At 70.1% G+C, this 13,505-nt stretch carries 12 protein-coding genes; 6 read left to right on the top strand and 6 right to left on the bottom strand.

The features are described from left to right. Nucleotides 1-11: 11 nt before the first annotated feature. The 5 genes from idi to DEJ24_RS04290 all read left to right on the top strand — a co-directional run bounded on the left by idi (nucleotide 12) and on the right by DEJ24_RS04290 (nucleotide 6,214). Nucleotides 12-554 (top strand): isopentenyl-diphosphate Delta-isomerase, encoded by a 543-nt coding sequence (idi, locus tag DEJ24_RS04310; protein ID WP_111077435.1) that lies wholly within the window; start codon nucleotides 12-14, stop codon nucleotides 552-554. Between the two features lie 206 nt (nucleotides 555-760). Continuing rightward, nucleotides 761-1,780 carry a LacI family DNA-binding transcriptional regulator gene (locus DEJ24_RS04305; RefSeq protein ID WP_111077434.1) on the top strand — a complete coding sequence of 340 codons (1,020 nt, stop codon included), beginning with the start codon at nucleotides 761-763 and terminating at the stop codon, nucleotides 1,778-1,780. Between the two features lie 393 nt (nucleotides 1,781-2,173). Continuing rightward, nucleotides 2,174-3,697: a multiple monosaccharide ABC transporter ATP-binding protein gene (mmsA, locus tag DEJ24_RS04300; protein WP_111077565.1), complete on the top strand. Its 1,524-nt coding sequence runs from the start codon at nucleotides 2,174-2,176 to the stop codon at nucleotides 3,695-3,697. Further along, nucleotides 3,694-4,986, top strand: a complete 1,293-nt coding sequence (gene mmsB / locus DEJ24_RS04295; protein WP_111077433.1) for a multiple monosaccharide ABC transporter permease — start codon at nucleotides 3,694-3,696, stop codon at nucleotides 4,984-4,986. Before mmsA ends, mmsB begins: the two co-directional genes overlap by 4 nt. Before the next feature lie 109 nt (nucleotides 4,987-5,095). After that, nucleotides 5,096-6,214, top strand: a complete 1,119-nt coding sequence (locus tag DEJ24_RS04290) for a sugar-binding protein (protein ID WP_111077432.1) — start codon at nucleotides 5,096-5,098, stop codon at nucleotides 6,212-6,214. Nucleotides 6,215-6,377: 163 nt separating this feature from the next. Here DEJ24_RS04290 and DEJ24_RS04285 read toward each other — a convergent pair whose 3' ends face one another. The 4 genes from DEJ24_RS04285 to DEJ24_RS04270 all read right to left on the bottom strand — a co-directional run bounded on the left by DEJ24_RS04285 (nucleotide 6,378) and on the right by DEJ24_RS04270 (nucleotide 11,145). Then, on the bottom strand, nucleotides 6,378-7,208 hold the full coding sequence (locus tag DEJ24_RS04285; RefSeq protein WP_111077431.1) for a hypothetical protein: 831 nt from the start codon (nucleotides 7,206-7,208) through the stop codon (nucleotides 6,378-6,380). Next, a complete protein-coding gene (locus DEJ24_RS04280) occupies nucleotides 7,205-7,807 on the bottom strand; it encodes an RNA polymerase sigma factor (RefSeq protein WP_111077430.1) in 603 nt (200 codons plus the stop codon). Before DEJ24_RS04280 ends, DEJ24_RS04285 begins: the two co-directional genes overlap by 4 nt. A 64-nt stretch (nucleotides 7,808-7,871) precedes the next feature. Continuing rightward, the gene (locus DEJ24_RS04275) at nucleotides 7,872-9,032 is read right to left on the bottom strand and encodes an alpha-hydroxy-acid oxidizing protein (protein WP_111077429.1); all 1,161 of its coding nucleotides are present in this window, start codon (nucleotides 9,030-9,032) and stop codon (nucleotides 7,872-7,874) included. A 31-nt stretch (nucleotides 9,033-9,063) separates the two neighbouring features. Next, a complete protein-coding gene (locus DEJ24_RS04270; protein WP_111077428.1) occupies nucleotides 9,064-11,145 on the bottom strand; it encodes a cytochrome c oxidase assembly protein in 2,082 nt (693 codons plus the stop codon). Between the two features lie 125 nt (nucleotides 11,146-11,270). Here DEJ24_RS04270 and DEJ24_RS04265 point away from each other — a divergent pair, with 125 nt between their 5' ends. Continuing rightward, the gene (locus DEJ24_RS04265; RefSeq protein ID WP_111077427.1) at nucleotides 11,271-12,005 is read left to right on the top strand and encodes an ANTAR domain-containing protein; all 735 of its coding nucleotides are present in this window, start codon (nucleotides 11,271-11,273) and stop codon (nucleotides 12,003-12,005) included. Nucleotides 12,006-12,024: 19 nt separating this feature from the next. On the opposite strand, the gene DEJ24_RS04260 is transcribed toward DEJ24_RS04265, so the two are convergent. Both DEJ24_RS04260 and DEJ24_RS04255 read right to left on the bottom strand, forming a co-directional pair. Beyond that, entirely contained in the window at nucleotides 12,025-12,735 is a 711-nt protein-coding gene (locus DEJ24_RS04260) for a GAF and ANTAR domain-containing protein (protein WP_111077426.1), read from the bottom strand. After that, nucleotides 12,735-13,451 (bottom strand): GAF and ANTAR domain-containing protein, encoded by a 717-nt coding sequence (locus DEJ24_RS04255; protein ID WP_146242553.1) that lies wholly within the window; start codon nucleotides 13,449-13,451, stop codon nucleotides 12,735-12,737. Before DEJ24_RS04255 ends, DEJ24_RS04260 begins: the two co-directional genes overlap by 1 nt. Nucleotides 13,452-13,505 lie beyond the last annotated feature (54 nt).

Genomic DNA, 13,505 nt, shown 5'->3' with positions numbered 1-13,505 from the left:
TATCGAGGCAGATGAGCCTTTTCCCGGAAACCGTTGTCCTGTTGGCCGATGACCGTACCCCGATCGGTACGGCGGACAAGTTCACGGTGCACACAGACCAGACGCCCCTCCACCTCGCCTTCAGCTGCCACGTGCAGAACGCGGCCGGCGATCTCCTCGTGACCCGTCGCGCCCTCGTGAAGAAGACATGGCCCGGCGTGTGGACGAACTCGTTCTGCGGGCACCCCGGCCCGGACGAGTCCTTCGAGGACGCGATCGCCCGTCGCGCCGACCGCGAACTCGGCATGACGCTGCACAGTGTCGACCTGGTGCTGCCGGACTTCCGCTACCGCGCGGTGGACGCGTCCGGGATCGTCGAGAACGAGGTCTGCCCGGTGTTCCGCGCCCTGGCCGACGGCGACCCGCAGCCCGCTGACGACGAGGTCGCCGAGTGGGTGTGGCTGTCGGAGCAGGACCTCCGCCAGGCGGTGACCGCCGCGCCCTTCGCCTTCAGCCCGTGGCTCGGGTGGCAGCTGGCGGAGCTCCCGCTCGACGCCCTCGGCGCGGAGCGCTGAAGCACCGCTGACCGGCGGGTCGTCGGACCCGACGCGCCCGGACGACGCAACGTGAGGTCCACGGCGATGCCGCCGCGGGCCTCCCGTCGCGTCCGTCCTCCTCACCTGCTCAGGTGGCGTGGACCGGAGAGCCGTGCATAATGATCTGGCTCGGGATGTGAACGTGCACATGGGCGTGCCGCGGCCCCGGGCGGGAGAGAGCAGCAATGGCGACCACGCGGGCACAACAGCCGCGGTCCCCCAGCATCCGTGACGTCGCGCGGGTCGCGGGCGTCTCGCACCAGACCGTCTCCCGGGTCCTCAACAACTCGGACGCGATCCGGGCCGAGACCCGTGACCGGGTGCTCGCGGCGATGGAGGAACTGCAGTACCGGCCGAACCGGGCCGCACGCGCACTGGTGACGAGCAAGACCCGGACCATCGGAGTCCTGACGGCGCAACGGTCGCACTACGGCCCGACCGTCACCCTGCAGGCGATCGAGGACGCCGCGGTCCTCCGCGGGTACTCGGTGACGACGGCGAACATCGCGGTGCCGACCGACGAGGCGGTCCGCGACGGACTCGGACACCTGCTGGACCAGGACGTCGAGGGGATCGTCGTCATCGCCCCGCAGCAGCGGGTGTTCGACCTCATCGAGGAGCTCGGCGTCCGCACCCCGTACGTGACGATGCGCTCGAGCGTCGGCGAGGACCCGACGGCGCTCTGGGTCGACCAGATGGAGGGCGCACGCCTGGCGACGGCCCACCTGCTCGACCTGGGCCACGAGTACGTCCGGCACATCGCGGGGCCCCAGGACTGGATCGAGGCGGATGCCCGGATGCAGGGCTTCCTCCGCGAGATGTCCGACCGGGACATGCCGGTACAGCCACCGATCCTCGGGGACTGGACGGCCGACTTCGGGTACCACGCCGGGCGGGAACTGCTGCGGTGGCGGGACTGCACGGCGGTGTTCTGCTCGAACGACGCGATGGCGCTCGGCGTGATGCACGCGGCCCGCTCGTACGGGCTCGACGTCCCCGGCGACCTCTCGGTGGTGGGCTACGACGACATCCCCGAAGCGAAGCACTTCTGGCCGCCGCTCACCACGGTGCAGGTCGACTTCGAGGAGCTCGGACGGCGCAGCGTGGACATCCTGCTGCCGAGCGGCGGTGACACGCTCCGGCCGATCGACATCGTGCCCCAGCTGGTCGTGCGCGGCTCCACGTCGGCACCGCGACGCCGCTGAGCGAACCGCGGGTGGACTCCTCGTCGCGCGCCGGCCCGTCACGGCGCTGACCCCAACCCGAGGGACAGCGCTTCCGCCGTCCGCGGCAACCGACCCTGCGTCACCGAAACGTGACCAATCCGAATTGACAGCCGCGCCGAGCGTGTGCGTAACATTGCCTCCGTTCCTCGATGTGACCGTTCACATCAGCTGTCACACGAGGATCACCCGGACGCGACAACGAAGTCCGCACGCACCCTCGTGCCCTTCGGATGCCGCAGCTGTTCCACCGAAGGACTGCCGCATCGCAGCGGCAGAAGGAGATGCACCGTGGCGTCAACCCCACAGGGTCACGACCCGATCGCGAGCGGGCTCGAGACCCGTTCGATCACCGCTCCCGAGACGATCCTCGAGATGCGTTCCATCACCAAGGAGTTCCCTGGTGTGAAGGCGCTCTCCGACGTCTCGCTGAGCGTCCGCGCCGGCGAGATCCACGCGATCTGCGGCGAGAACGGCGCTGGCAAGTCCACGCTGATGAAGGTGCTGTCGGGCGTCTACCCGTACGGCACCTACGACGGCCAGATCGTCTACGAAGGCGAAGAGGTCCGCTTCGCGAACATCAAGCAGTCCGAACAGGCCGGCATCGTCATCATCCACCAGGAGCTGGCGCTGATCCCGGAGCTCTCGATCACCGAGAACCTGTTCCTCGGCAACGAGCCGAGCCGCTTCGGTGCGATCGACTGGACCACCGCCCAGCTGCGCGCTCAGGACCTGCTCGCTCGCGTCGGCCTCCGGGACGACCCGGACACGCAGATCAAGAACATCGGCGTCGGCAAGCAGCAGCTCGTCGAGATCGCCAAGGCCCTGCACAAGGACGTCAAGCTCCTCATCCTGGACGAGCCGACGGCCGCCCTGAACGAGAACGACTCGCAGCACCTGCTCGACCTCATCATCGGGCTGAAGGCCAAGGGCATCTCGAGCATCATCATCAGCCACAAGCTGAACGAGATCGAGCAGATCGCGGACGAGATCACGATCATCCGCGACGGCAAGGCCATCGAGACGCTGAACGTCAAGGCGGACGGCGTCAACGAGGACCGCATCATCCGCGGCATGGTCGGTCGGTCGCTCGAGTCGCGGTTCCCGGACCGCACCCCGAACATCGGCGAGACCTTCTTCGAGGTCCGCAACTGGACCGTGCAGCACCCGCTCGACTCGTCGCGCCTGGTCTGCAAGGGCTCGAACTTCCACGTCCGCCGGGGCGAGATCGTCGGCTTCGCGGGCTTGATGGGTGCTGGGCGCACCGAGCTCGCGATGAGCCTGTTCGGTCGCTCCTACGGCACCTGGCTCGACGGGCAGATCATCAAGGACGGCCGCGAGGTCAAGATCGCCAACGTCCAGCAGGCCATCAACAACGGCCTCGGCTACGTGTCGGAGGACCGGAAGGCCCTCGGGCTGAACCTGCTCGACACCGTGAAGCGCTCGACCGTCGCGGCGGACCTGAAGAAGATCTCCAAGGGCGGCGTCGTCGACTCCCTCGAGGAGTACTCGGTCGCCGAGAAGTACCGCAAGATGCTCCGCACCAAGGTGCCGAGCGTCGAGGACAACGTCGGCAAGCTCTCCGGCGGCAACCAGCAGAAGGTCGTCCTGTCGAAGTGGATGTTCACCGACCCGGACCTGCTGATCCTCGACGAGCCCACCCGCGGCATCGACGTGGGCGCGAAGTTCGAGATCTACGGGATCATCCAGCAGCTCGCGGCCGAGGGGAAGGGGATCATCCTCATCTCGTCCGAGCTCCCCGAGCTCCTCGGTCTCTCCGACCGGATCTACACCATCTTCGAGGGCCAGATCACCGCTGACCTCCCGGCCGACCAGGCCGATCCAGAAACGCTCATGCGCAGCATGACGTCCGCGCGGAAGGGCGCCACCGTCTCATGAACAACCTGAAACTGCTCTTCGGCAAGGGCAACAGCATCGGCCAGTACGGCATGGTCATCGCGCTCATCGCGCTGCTGATCTTCTTCTCGATCACGACACAGGGCCTGATCCTCGAGCCCACCAACGTGATCAACCTGTTCCTGCAGTACTCCTACATCCTGATCCTGGCGCTCGGCATGGTCATGGTCATCATCGCCGGCCACATCGACCTGTCGGTCGGTTCGGTCGCGGCGGTCGTCGGCATCATCGTGGCGCAGTCCATGGCGGTCTGGCACTTCCCGGTGTGGACCGCGATCATCCTCGGCCTGGCCGTCGGAGCGCTCATCGGTGCCTGGCAGGGCTTCTGGGTCGCGTTCGTCCGTGTCCCGGCGTTCATCGTGACCCTGGCCGGCCAGCTCATCTTCCGCGGCGTCAACCAGATCATCGGCAACTCCACCTCGGTCCCCGTCCCGGATGCCTACACGCCGATCGGCGCCGGCTTCCTCGGTGACTTCGGTCCGGACTTCGGCTACAGCAACGGCACCCTGCTCATCGGGCTCGTCACCATCGCCGCGCTCATCATCATCGAGGCCCGCGGCCGTGCCCGTCGTCGCAAGATGCAGGCAGAGGTCCCGCCGCTGTGGGTCTCCGTCGTCCGCACCGGCATCCTCGTCGCGGTCACGCTCGTCGCCACGTACCTGTTCGGCGCCGGCCCGGTCGGTACCTCGGTCCCGATCGTCGCGATCATCCTCGGTGTCCTGACGATCATCTACGGCTTCGTCACGAAGAACACGATCTTCGGCCGCCAGGTCTACGCGGTCGGTGGCAACTCCAGCGCCGCCGTCCTGTCCGGTGTCTCCGCGAAGAAGGTCAACTTCTTCGTCATGATGAACATGTCCGTCCTGGCCGCTGTCGCCGGCATGGTGTTCGTCGCCTACTCCGGTGCCTCCGGCCCGGCTGACGGCACCGGCTGGGAGCTCGACGCGATCGCCGCCGTGTTCGTCGGTGGCGCCGCGGTCGCCGGTGGTGTCGGTACGATCTCCGGCTCGATCATCGGTGGTCTCGTGATGGCCCTGCTGTCGAACGGCCTGCAGCTGATGGGCCTGGAGTCCAACAAGGTGCAGATCATCCGCGGTCTGGTCCTGCTGGTCGCCGTCGCCTTCGACGTCTACTCGAAGTCGCAGGGGCGTCCGTCGCTGATCGGCGGCATGATGCGGCAGTTCCAGCGCAAGGACACCGAGCAGAACACCGTGGCCGCCCAGCAGCCGCGCTCGATCGAGGACCAGCCCGAGAAGGTCACCCTCCCCTAGCTCGGGTACTCGCGGCGGTCGGGTGACCGGCCGCCGCGTGACCCGGTACGACCCATCCACACACAGCGGGGCCCCGGTCCCAACTCCTCAACGAAGAGAAAGCAATCACATGCGCAAGAAGATCGTCGCCGGCGTCAGCCTGGCGCTCATCGCAGGCCTCGCCCTCAGCGGCTGCTCGTCCCGTGGCAACTCGGGCGACTCCGGCTCGGGTTCGGGCTCCGGCTCCAGCTCGACCATCAAGAAGGGCGACCTCATCGGTGTCGCCCTCCCCGCCAAGACCTCGCAGAACTGGGTCCTCGCGGGCGCCGCGTTCAAGAAGTCGATCGAGAAGGCCGGCTTCAAGGCCGACATCCAGTACGCCAACGCCGGCAGCCCGGTCCCGGACCAGCAGTCGCAGATCTCCGGCATGATCACCAAGGGTGCGAAGGCCGTCATCATCGGCGCGGCCGACGGTTCGCAGCTGACCTCGCAGGTCAAGTCGGCGAAGTCCTCGGGCGCCGTCGTCATCGCCTGGGACCGCAACATCCTGAACACCGAGAACGTCGACTACTACGTCGCGTTCAACAACTTCAAGGTCGGCCAGCTCCAGGCACAGGCGCTCCTCAAGGGTCTCGAGGAGAAGAAGGGCGACAAGCCGTACAACGTGGAGCTCTTCGCCGGTTCCGCTGACGACGCCAACGCCACCGTGTTCTTCAACGGTGCCATGGACGTCCTTCAGCCGAAGATCGACGACGGCACGCTCAAGGTCACCTCGGGTCAGACCACCTTCCAGAAGGTGCAGACCAAGGGCTGGCTCGCGCAGAACGCCCAGTCGCGCATGACCGACCTGATCTCGCAGTACTACACGGGTGACACCGAGCTCGACGGCGTCCTGTCGCCGAACGACACGCTCGCCCGTGCGATCCTCACCGCGACCAAGGCCGCCGGCAAGGAGAACCCCGTCGTCACCGGTCAGGACTCCGAGACCGCGTCGATCCCGCTCATCATGCAGGGCACGCAGTACTCGACGATCTACAAGAACACCACCGACGAGGCCCAGGCCGCCGTCGACCTGGTGTCCGACCTGGCCGCTGGCAAGAAGCCGGAGACCGTGAAGGACAAGAACAACGACAACGGCAAGAAGATCGTCCCGACCGTCGAGCTGACCCCGGTCCTCGTCACCAAGGACAACGCGGTCGAGGCGTACTCGAACGACGACACGCTCGAGGCACTCGCCAAGAAGGGCTGAGTCTCCCCGTCCCGTGCAGAAGGGCCCCGTCGCGTCAGCGACGGGGCCCTTCCGTCGTCCCCGGCGAGCTCCCCGTGTGGTGCCCCGGCCTGGAGGCCCGCCCCGCGCCTCCAGGCCGGTCGCCGCCGCCGTGTGGCCGGCCTCGCCGCGTGGCCGGCCTCGCCTACCCGGCGTAGCGGGGGTCGCTGGCCGGGTCGTACGGTGCTCCCGCAGCGGGCGTGTACGGCTCCGCGTCCGGGTGCTCGTTCTGCCACATCGCGTCGACGTCGAGGAGCTCGGACGCTCCGCACCGGCTGTCGGCCTGGAGGGCCTCGGTCGGGATCCCACTCACGATCACGACGGGCTGCAGAGGGCCCAGGTCGACGGGGTGCCCGGATGCCCGCATGCACCCTACGTACCGGTCCCAGGCCGCAACGTACTCGAAACGGGTGACGACACCGTCTTCGAGGGCGGCTTGCTGCTCGGGCGACGGCCCCGGGATCGGGTCGGGGCGCGCCCACGACGCCCAGACAGTCATCGGCCCGTCGTGCTCGACCCGCACGGTCGGCCGACCTGCTGTGTCCGCGCCGACCGGCAGCGTGACCGAGGCGCCGCAGTCCGCGGTGGTCGGGTCGACACCGCCGTCCCCCGTGCCGATGGTGACGGTCGCGGTGCCGGGCGGGGCGCACTGCAGCCCGACGGCGACGTCACGCGCTCCGGAGGGCCGCCCCGGCAGCGTCAGCGTCGTCGAGCCGTCGGTGACCCGCACGACCGGCGATCCGAGCAGGGTCACGTCCCCGGCGGCACCGGTCGCCACCAGGGCGGACGCGTCCTCCGGCGTGAGCGACTGCTGCAACAGCCCGGTGCCGACGAGGGCCCCGGCGGTCAGGGACCCGGCGACGACGAACGCGCCGACGCCGATGGTCGGGACGAGCCAGCGCCGCCGTCGCACGGACCGGTCGACCCGGTCGACGAGCAGGGCACGGAGGGCGCGGTCGCGGGTCGTCTCGGTCATCGTGCTCCTCCGGTGGTGGACGGTGCGGTCGTGGTCGGTGCGGTCGGCGGAGCGGCCGGCACTGCTGTCTGCTCGGCGAACTGCGCACCGAGGCGCTTCCGGGCTCGGGAGAGACGGGACTTCACGGTCCCGATCGGCACGCCGAGCACCTCGGCTGCCTCGGCCTCACGGTGCCCGGCGATGACACAGAGCGCGAGGACCTGCTGGTCGGCCGCCGAGAGCGTCCGGAACGCGGCGACCGCGGCACCGTCGTCGTGCCGGTCGGCGGGGTCGGGAGCGTGATCGGCGGGCGGCAGCGTCGCGAGCAATCGCCGGTACCGCATCGTCGCGCGGGTGGCGTTGCGCGCGACGTTCGTTGCGGTGACGAGCAGCCACGGCAGCAGGTCGCCGTCGACGAGCCGAGCGCTCCGCCGTCGTCGCCACGCCTCGAGGAACACGACCGCGACGATGTCGTCGACGTCCACCTCGGGCGGCACCAGCCGGAGGGCGTGCCGGTGCACGCGGTCACGGTGGCGGTCGAAGACGCGGCCGTAGGCCTCGCCGTCACCGCGGCCCGCTGCCGCCCAGTCCTCGGCGTCGTCGCCGCTTCCGGTTCTCATGTCCTGGAGTGTCCGGCAGCACCCGGATGGTTCCACCCGACCACCCGATCCTCACCGCCGACCGTCACCAGGCCGGGATGCTCCGGACGTCGGCCGTCCGCAGGGCGGCGAGGTCCGGGAACCCGTTGACCGCCATGAGCAGGTCCGCCTCGGCCAGGACCGAGCGCACGACGTGCTCGACGCCGTCGGTCCCGCCGAGGGTGAGCCCGTGCACGTACGGACGCCCGAGCCCGACGGCCGTCGCTCCCAGGGCGAGTGCCGTCACCACGTCGGTACCGGACCGGACGCCCGAGTCGAACAACACCGGAGCATCGTCACCGACGGCGTCGACCACCTCGGGCAGGAGGTCGATCGCCGGCACCCCGTTCGCCTGACGTCCGCCGTGGTTCGACACGTACACGCCGTCGACCCCGGCGTCGACCGCCCGCCGAGCGTCGTCGGCGGCGCAGATGCCCTTGAGGACGAGGGGCAGGTCGGTGAGACCGCGCAGCCAGGCGAGGTCTTCCCACCGCAGCGGGTTGCCGAAGACCCGGGTCCAGTGCTCGATGACCGACCGCGGGTCCGTGGGGACGGGGACGCCGGCGAGGAAGGCCGGGTCACTGAGGTAGTTGGCGAGCGCTGCGCCCCGCAGCTGCGGGAAGTTCGCGGTCTGGAGGTCGCGGGGGCGCCAGCCCGTGACCCAGGTGTCGAGCGTCACCACGACGGCGGCGTAGCCCGCGTCCTCGGCCCGCCGCACCAGGCTCGCCGCGAGGTCGCGGTCGGTGGGTGTGTAGAGCTGGAACATGCCCGGGGTGTCGCCCTGGGCCTCCCGGACGGCTTCGAGCGGGTCCTCCGACAGGGTCGACGCGACCATCGGCACGCCGGTGCGGGCGGAAGCGCGGGCCGTCGCGAGGTCGCCGTGGCCGTCCTGCGCCGCGACGCCCAGCACACCCACGGGAGCGAGGAAGAGCGGCGAGGGCAGGTGCATCCCGAACAGGTCGACCGAGAGGTCCCGGTCCGACGCGCCCACGAGCATGCGCGGCACGATGCCGCGGCGCTCGAACGCGGCGACGTTGGCGCGCTGCGTGCGTTCGTCGCCCGCACCGCCGGCGACGTAGGTCCACACCGACGGTGCCATCGCTGCCGCCGCGGCGGCCGCGAGGTCCGCGGCCGCGACCGGGAACCGGGGCACGACGCCCTGCAGGCCGCGGAGGTGGATCTCGTTCTGGTAATCGCCGAAGGTCACGCGACCATCATGCTCCGCCCGGGACCCCGCCTCAGTCCCGGCGCTGCATCGCCGAGAGGCGCTCGTTGTACGCCTTGAGCTCGGCGTCGCCGTCGCGCTCGGCCTGTCGGTCCTTGCGCTTGGCGATGCGCTCGTCGGAGCGCACCCAGTTCCGCACGACGAGCAGCGCGACGAACACCATCGGCAGCTCGGACGCGCCCCAGGCGATGCCGCCGCCGACGTGCTGGTCGTCGAGCAGCGCGCGGTCGTTCGTCTGCCCGAGCGCGTGGAACCAGTCGATCGCGTACACCGACTGCGAGGTCATCACGGCCACACCGAAGAACGCGTGGAACGCCAGCGTCGCGAGCAGCGCGATGATGAGGATCGGGTACTGGGGACGCTGCGGTCCCGGGTCGATGCCCACGAACACCCAGAAGAACAGGTACCCGCTGAACACGAAGTGCACGATCATCACGATGTGCCACTCGTGGGACTGCATCGAGTACTCGAACGCCGGCGTGAAGTAGAACACCACGAGGGACCCGGCGAAGATCACCCCGGCGACCGCGGGCTTGCCGAGGAACTGCATCCACCGCGAGTGCACGAACAGCATCAGCCACTCGCGGGCACCACGGGAACCGTCGTTGCGGACCGGCAGGGTGCGGAGCGCGAGCAGCACGGGGCCGCCGAGGACCAGCGGCAGCGGCACGAACATCATGAGCAGCATGTGCTGGACCATGTGCGACGAGAAGTGGATCATGCCGTAGACCGCGGGGCCGCCGGAGGTCGTCCAGGCGAAGACCGCGCAGCCGATGAGCCAGGCGATGGTCCGACCGACCGGCCAGGAGTCACCGCGCTGCCGGAGCTTCCGGACGCTCCACAGGTACCAGGCGGCACCGACCAGGGCGAGCGCGAGCCACATCCAGTCGATGTGCCACTGCGCCAGGTAGGTCTGCATGGTCTGCGCGGGCGGGTACGGGTAGCCGATGAGCCCCGAGCGGGTGTCCGCGCCGGTCTCCGGCGTCTGCGGGATCGGCGGCTGGCTGCGGGACACCGCGACCGAGACGCCGATCGCGACGGCCATGAAGACGATCTCGGCGAGCGCGAACCGCACGAACAGACGTCGGTCGGTGGGAGCCCGGAGCAGGCCCGGCACGAGCTTCCGGCGCTGCACGACGCCGGCCACGCCGAGCAGCACGAGGATCGTGGCCTTGGTCGTGATGAGCCACCCGTACGGCGTCGTGACCAGGTCGAGTGGCCCGGTCAGCCGGAGCTGCGCGTTCACGATGCCGGAGAACGCCACCGCACCGAACGCCCACCCGGCGAGCGTCGAGTAGCGGGCGACGACGCGTCCGGTGGCGCCCTTCATCCGGGTGCGGAGCAGCACGACGGCGACGAGACCACCGGCCCAGACGCACACCCCGAGCAGGTGCACCGCGAGCGAGTTCACCGCGTTGGCGTGCTCGAGCGACCCGGCGGCGTGGCCGGACAGGGCGAGGGGCAGCAGGGCGAAGAGCGCGGCGACGGTCGCGAACGCCAGGGTCGTCGCCCGGGTGGCGAGCGCGGCGAGCACCGTCGCGATGAGGATCGCGGCGGCCGAGACGACGAGCGACTGGCCGATCTCGACCTGGAACGCGAAGAGCAGGAAGTTGCGGGCGAAGACCGGGCTCGTCAGCGGGACACCCAGGGTGTTCGCACCGGTGAGCACGATGCCGGCGACTGCGGCCAGGAACCACAGCGACCCGGCGATCGCGGCCCAGCGCGCTGCCCGGTGTTGCACCGAGGACATCGCCCGGTGGTCGGCCTTCTGGGCCGGAAGGGCGAACGCGGCCACGATGAGCAGACCGACCGTCAGCGCGGCGACGCCGTCGTGCACACCGCGGGCGGCGACCAGGCCGAACTGCACCAGGTCCCCGGCGGACTCCAGCTGCTGGTCGGCGGTGAACGCGCCCGTGATCGTCATCCCGAGGACCGCACAGGCCACCACGAGGGGCAGGGCGATCACGAGGACGGTCGCGACGGTGGACGTGCGCGTGGTGACGGGCGCGTGGTCCGGTGCCGGGCCTCCCGGGCGGGTGGCGGCGTCCGGACGGTCGGCGGCGTCCGGGTGGGGCTGGGGTGACGTGACGGCCATACCTGTCTCGGGTCGGTTCCGTCCGCGGTCCGCGGACCCTCCATCGTAGGCGCGCCCCTCTGGGCCCACCATGTGGATCGGGAGCCTGGACGGCGACCCCGGCGGTACGCCGTAGCGTGAGCAGGGTGACGACGACAGCGCAGCGCGATGACCAGGACCGGTTCGACCACCTGCTCGACGTGATGGGGTCCGTCCTCGACCCGGCGCTCGACGTCCTCGACGCGATGACGCGGGTGGTCGATGCGTGCGTGCAGTGGACCGCGGCGACCGAAGCCGGCATCGTCCTCGCGGACCAGTCCGGCACCCTGCACGTCATCGCCTCCACGAGCGAGCGCAGCATCGACGCCGAGGAAGCGCAGCTCGGGACGAACGAAGGCTCGTGTCTGGACTGCTTCCGGACCGGCGGGACGATCGACGTCCCGGACGTCAGCACGAAGGCGGCCGAGTGGCCGACCTTCTCGCAGGTCATGCACGAGCGCGGGTTCGTCGGCACGTTCGCCGAACCGGTGCGGCTGCGGACCGCGACGATCGGGTCGCTGTGCGTCTTCGCCGACCACGACCGGGGACACGATGACCGCGACGTCGTGGTGATCCAGTTGCTCGCCGACGCTGCGTCCGCCGCCCTGGTCCGCCACCGGGAGGAGGGCGCGCAGCGGACGCTCGACGAGCAGATCGGCGATGCCCTGGAGGCCCGGGTGCTGCTCGAGCAGGCCAAGGGCGCGCTGGCCTACCGCCGGGACGTCCGGATCGACGAGGCCTTCCGCGTCCTGCGCGACGGCGCCGGGCGGACCGGTCGCGGCCTGCGTGAACTCGCCGAGGACGTCGTCGAGCGCGGGTCCGACCTGCGCGAGATCGCCTGACAGTCCACTCCGACACCCCTCAGATCGAGAGGGTCCGCTCGACCACCTGCCGTGCGGTCTCGGCGAGCGGCGTCTGGTGGGACCGTGCGTAGGACCGGAGCAGCGCGAACGCCTGGTCCATGTCGACCTCGTGCGTCTGCGCGAGGAACCCCTTCGCCTGCTCGATGACCACTCGGCTGTCGAGCGCCCGCTGGAGCTGGGTGCGCGCGATCGTGGCCTGCTCCAGCCCACGCTGCTGCAGGATGCTGATCGTGGCCACGTCCGTCAACGCCTGCGCGGCGACGATGTCGTCCTCGCCCAGCGCACCGGGCTGCTCCCGGTAGAGGTTCATCGAGCCGAGCGTCTCGTTCCGGAGACGGAGCGGGATGGCGTGCACCGACGCGTAGCCGAACAACTGCGACGCTGCCGCGAAGGCCGGCCACCGGTCCGCCAACTCGGCGGTGCTGCCCACGGTCACGACCTTGCCGGTGCGGTAGGCCTCGATGCAGGGGCCTTCGCCGGCGTCGAGCTGCATGATGCCGACGAGGTTGCTCCGCTCGCTGGTGGAGGCGACCAACTCGAGTTCGTCCGTCCGGGTCGCGAGCATGATCCCTGCAGCGTTGACGTCGAAGAGGTCCGCTGCCTTCCCGACGAGCAGCTGGAGCAGCTCGATGACGTCGTAGTCGTCGACGAGGGTGTCGGCGAGCGTGACGAACGTGTCGACGAGGCGTTGCTCTCTGCTCTGCGTCATCAGCGGTCTTCTTTCCGTGCGGAGTCGGTCGTGCGTGGGTCTCGGAAGTCGATGCGCCGCTCGATGACGCCCTGGGCGACGGCGTGGAGTGGCAGCCCGTCGGCGAACGCCCGGGCGCGGAGGACCAGGAGTGCGTCCTCGGCGGTCAGGTCGAGCTGGGCCACCACCATCCCCGTCGCCTGGTGCACGTGGCGGCCGGACGGCTGCGCGACCGAGACGGACGTCGGTGTGCGGCCGGCTTCGACGTCCCGGATCGCCGAGGACAGCATCCGCAGCGCGGCCAGGTGGGTGAGGAGCTTCGCCCCGTCGAGTTCGGCCGGTGCCAGCGGGCCGGTGTCCGCCCGGTAGAGCGTCACGGCCCCGAGGTCGAACGTCCCGACGGACAGGGGGAACGACAGCAGTCCCGCCCAGCCGGTCTGCCGCAGGGCTGCTCGGGTCGACGGCCAGTCGTCCCCGGTGGCGCCGTCGAGGTCGTACACGAGGACGGGCTCTCGGTGCCGGAGGGCGGACCAGCCGGGGCCTTCGCCGAGGAGCACCTGCTGCTCGTCCGATGCTGCGGCACGGGGGTCTGACGCGGAGAAGACCGCGCTGCCGAACGGCGGTCCGAGCGTCGACAGCGCGGCGCCCTCGATGGGCAGGACGTCGACGAACGCGGTGGCGATGGCGCCGTCCTCACCGTCCTGCAACCGCCGCGCGGCGTCGGCGAAGGAGATCATCGCCTGCACCGCATCGGGCAGTTCGTGCCGGACGTGGTCGTCGGGACGGAGGTC

Origin of the sequence: Curtobacterium sp. MCPF17_001 (genome assembly GCF_003234615.1) — a bacterium.
Taxonomy (GTDB): domain Bacteria; phylum Actinomycetota; class Actinomycetes; order Actinomycetales; family Microbacteriaceae; genus Curtobacterium.
The sequence above is the reverse complement of the archived record's forward strand: the minus strand, read 5'-3'. Positions and strand labels throughout refer to the sequence as shown.

What these genes read in the sequence shown, in the direction of transcription:
- idi (WP_111077435.1), top strand. Translation starts at nt 12, where the DNA reads ATGAGCCTTTTCCCGGAAACCGTTGTCCTGTTGGCCGATGACCGTACC.
- DEJ24_RS04305 (WP_111077434.1), top strand. Translation starts at nt 761, where the DNA reads ATGGCGACCACGCGGGCACAACAGCCGCGGTCCCCCAGCATCCGTGAC.
- mmsA (WP_111077565.1), top strand. Translation starts at nt 2,174, where the DNA reads ATGCGTTCCATCACCAAGGAGTTCCCTGGTGTGAAGGCGCTCTCCGAC.
- mmsB (WP_111077433.1), top strand. Translation starts at nt 3,694, where the DNA reads ATGAACAACCTGAAACTGCTCTTCGGCAAGGGCAACAGCATCGGCCAG.
- DEJ24_RS04290 (WP_111077432.1), top strand. Translation starts at nt 5,096, where the DNA reads ATGCGCAAGAAGATCGTCGCCGGCGTCAGCCTGGCGCTCATCGCAGGC.
- DEJ24_RS04285 (WP_111077431.1), bottom strand. Translation starts at nt 7,208, where the DNA reads ATGACCGAGACGACCCGCGACCGCGCCCTCCGTGCCCTGCTCGTCGAC.
- DEJ24_RS04280 (WP_111077430.1), bottom strand. Translation starts at nt 7,807, where the DNA reads ATGAGAACCGGAAGCGGCGACGACGCCGAGGACTGGGCGGCAGCGGGC.
- DEJ24_RS04270 (WP_111077428.1), bottom strand. Translation starts at nt 11,145, where the DNA reads ATGGCCGTCACGTCACCCCAGCCCCACCCGGACGCCGCCGACCGTCCG.
- DEJ24_RS04260 (WP_111077426.1), bottom strand. Translation starts at nt 12,735, where the DNA reads ATGACGCAGAGCAGAGAGCAACGCCTCGTCGACACGTTCGTCACGCTC.
- DEJ24_RS04255 (WP_146242553.1), bottom strand. Translation starts at nt 13,451, where the DNA reads ATGATCTCCTTCGCCGACGCCGCGCGGCGGTTGCAGGACGGTGAGGAC.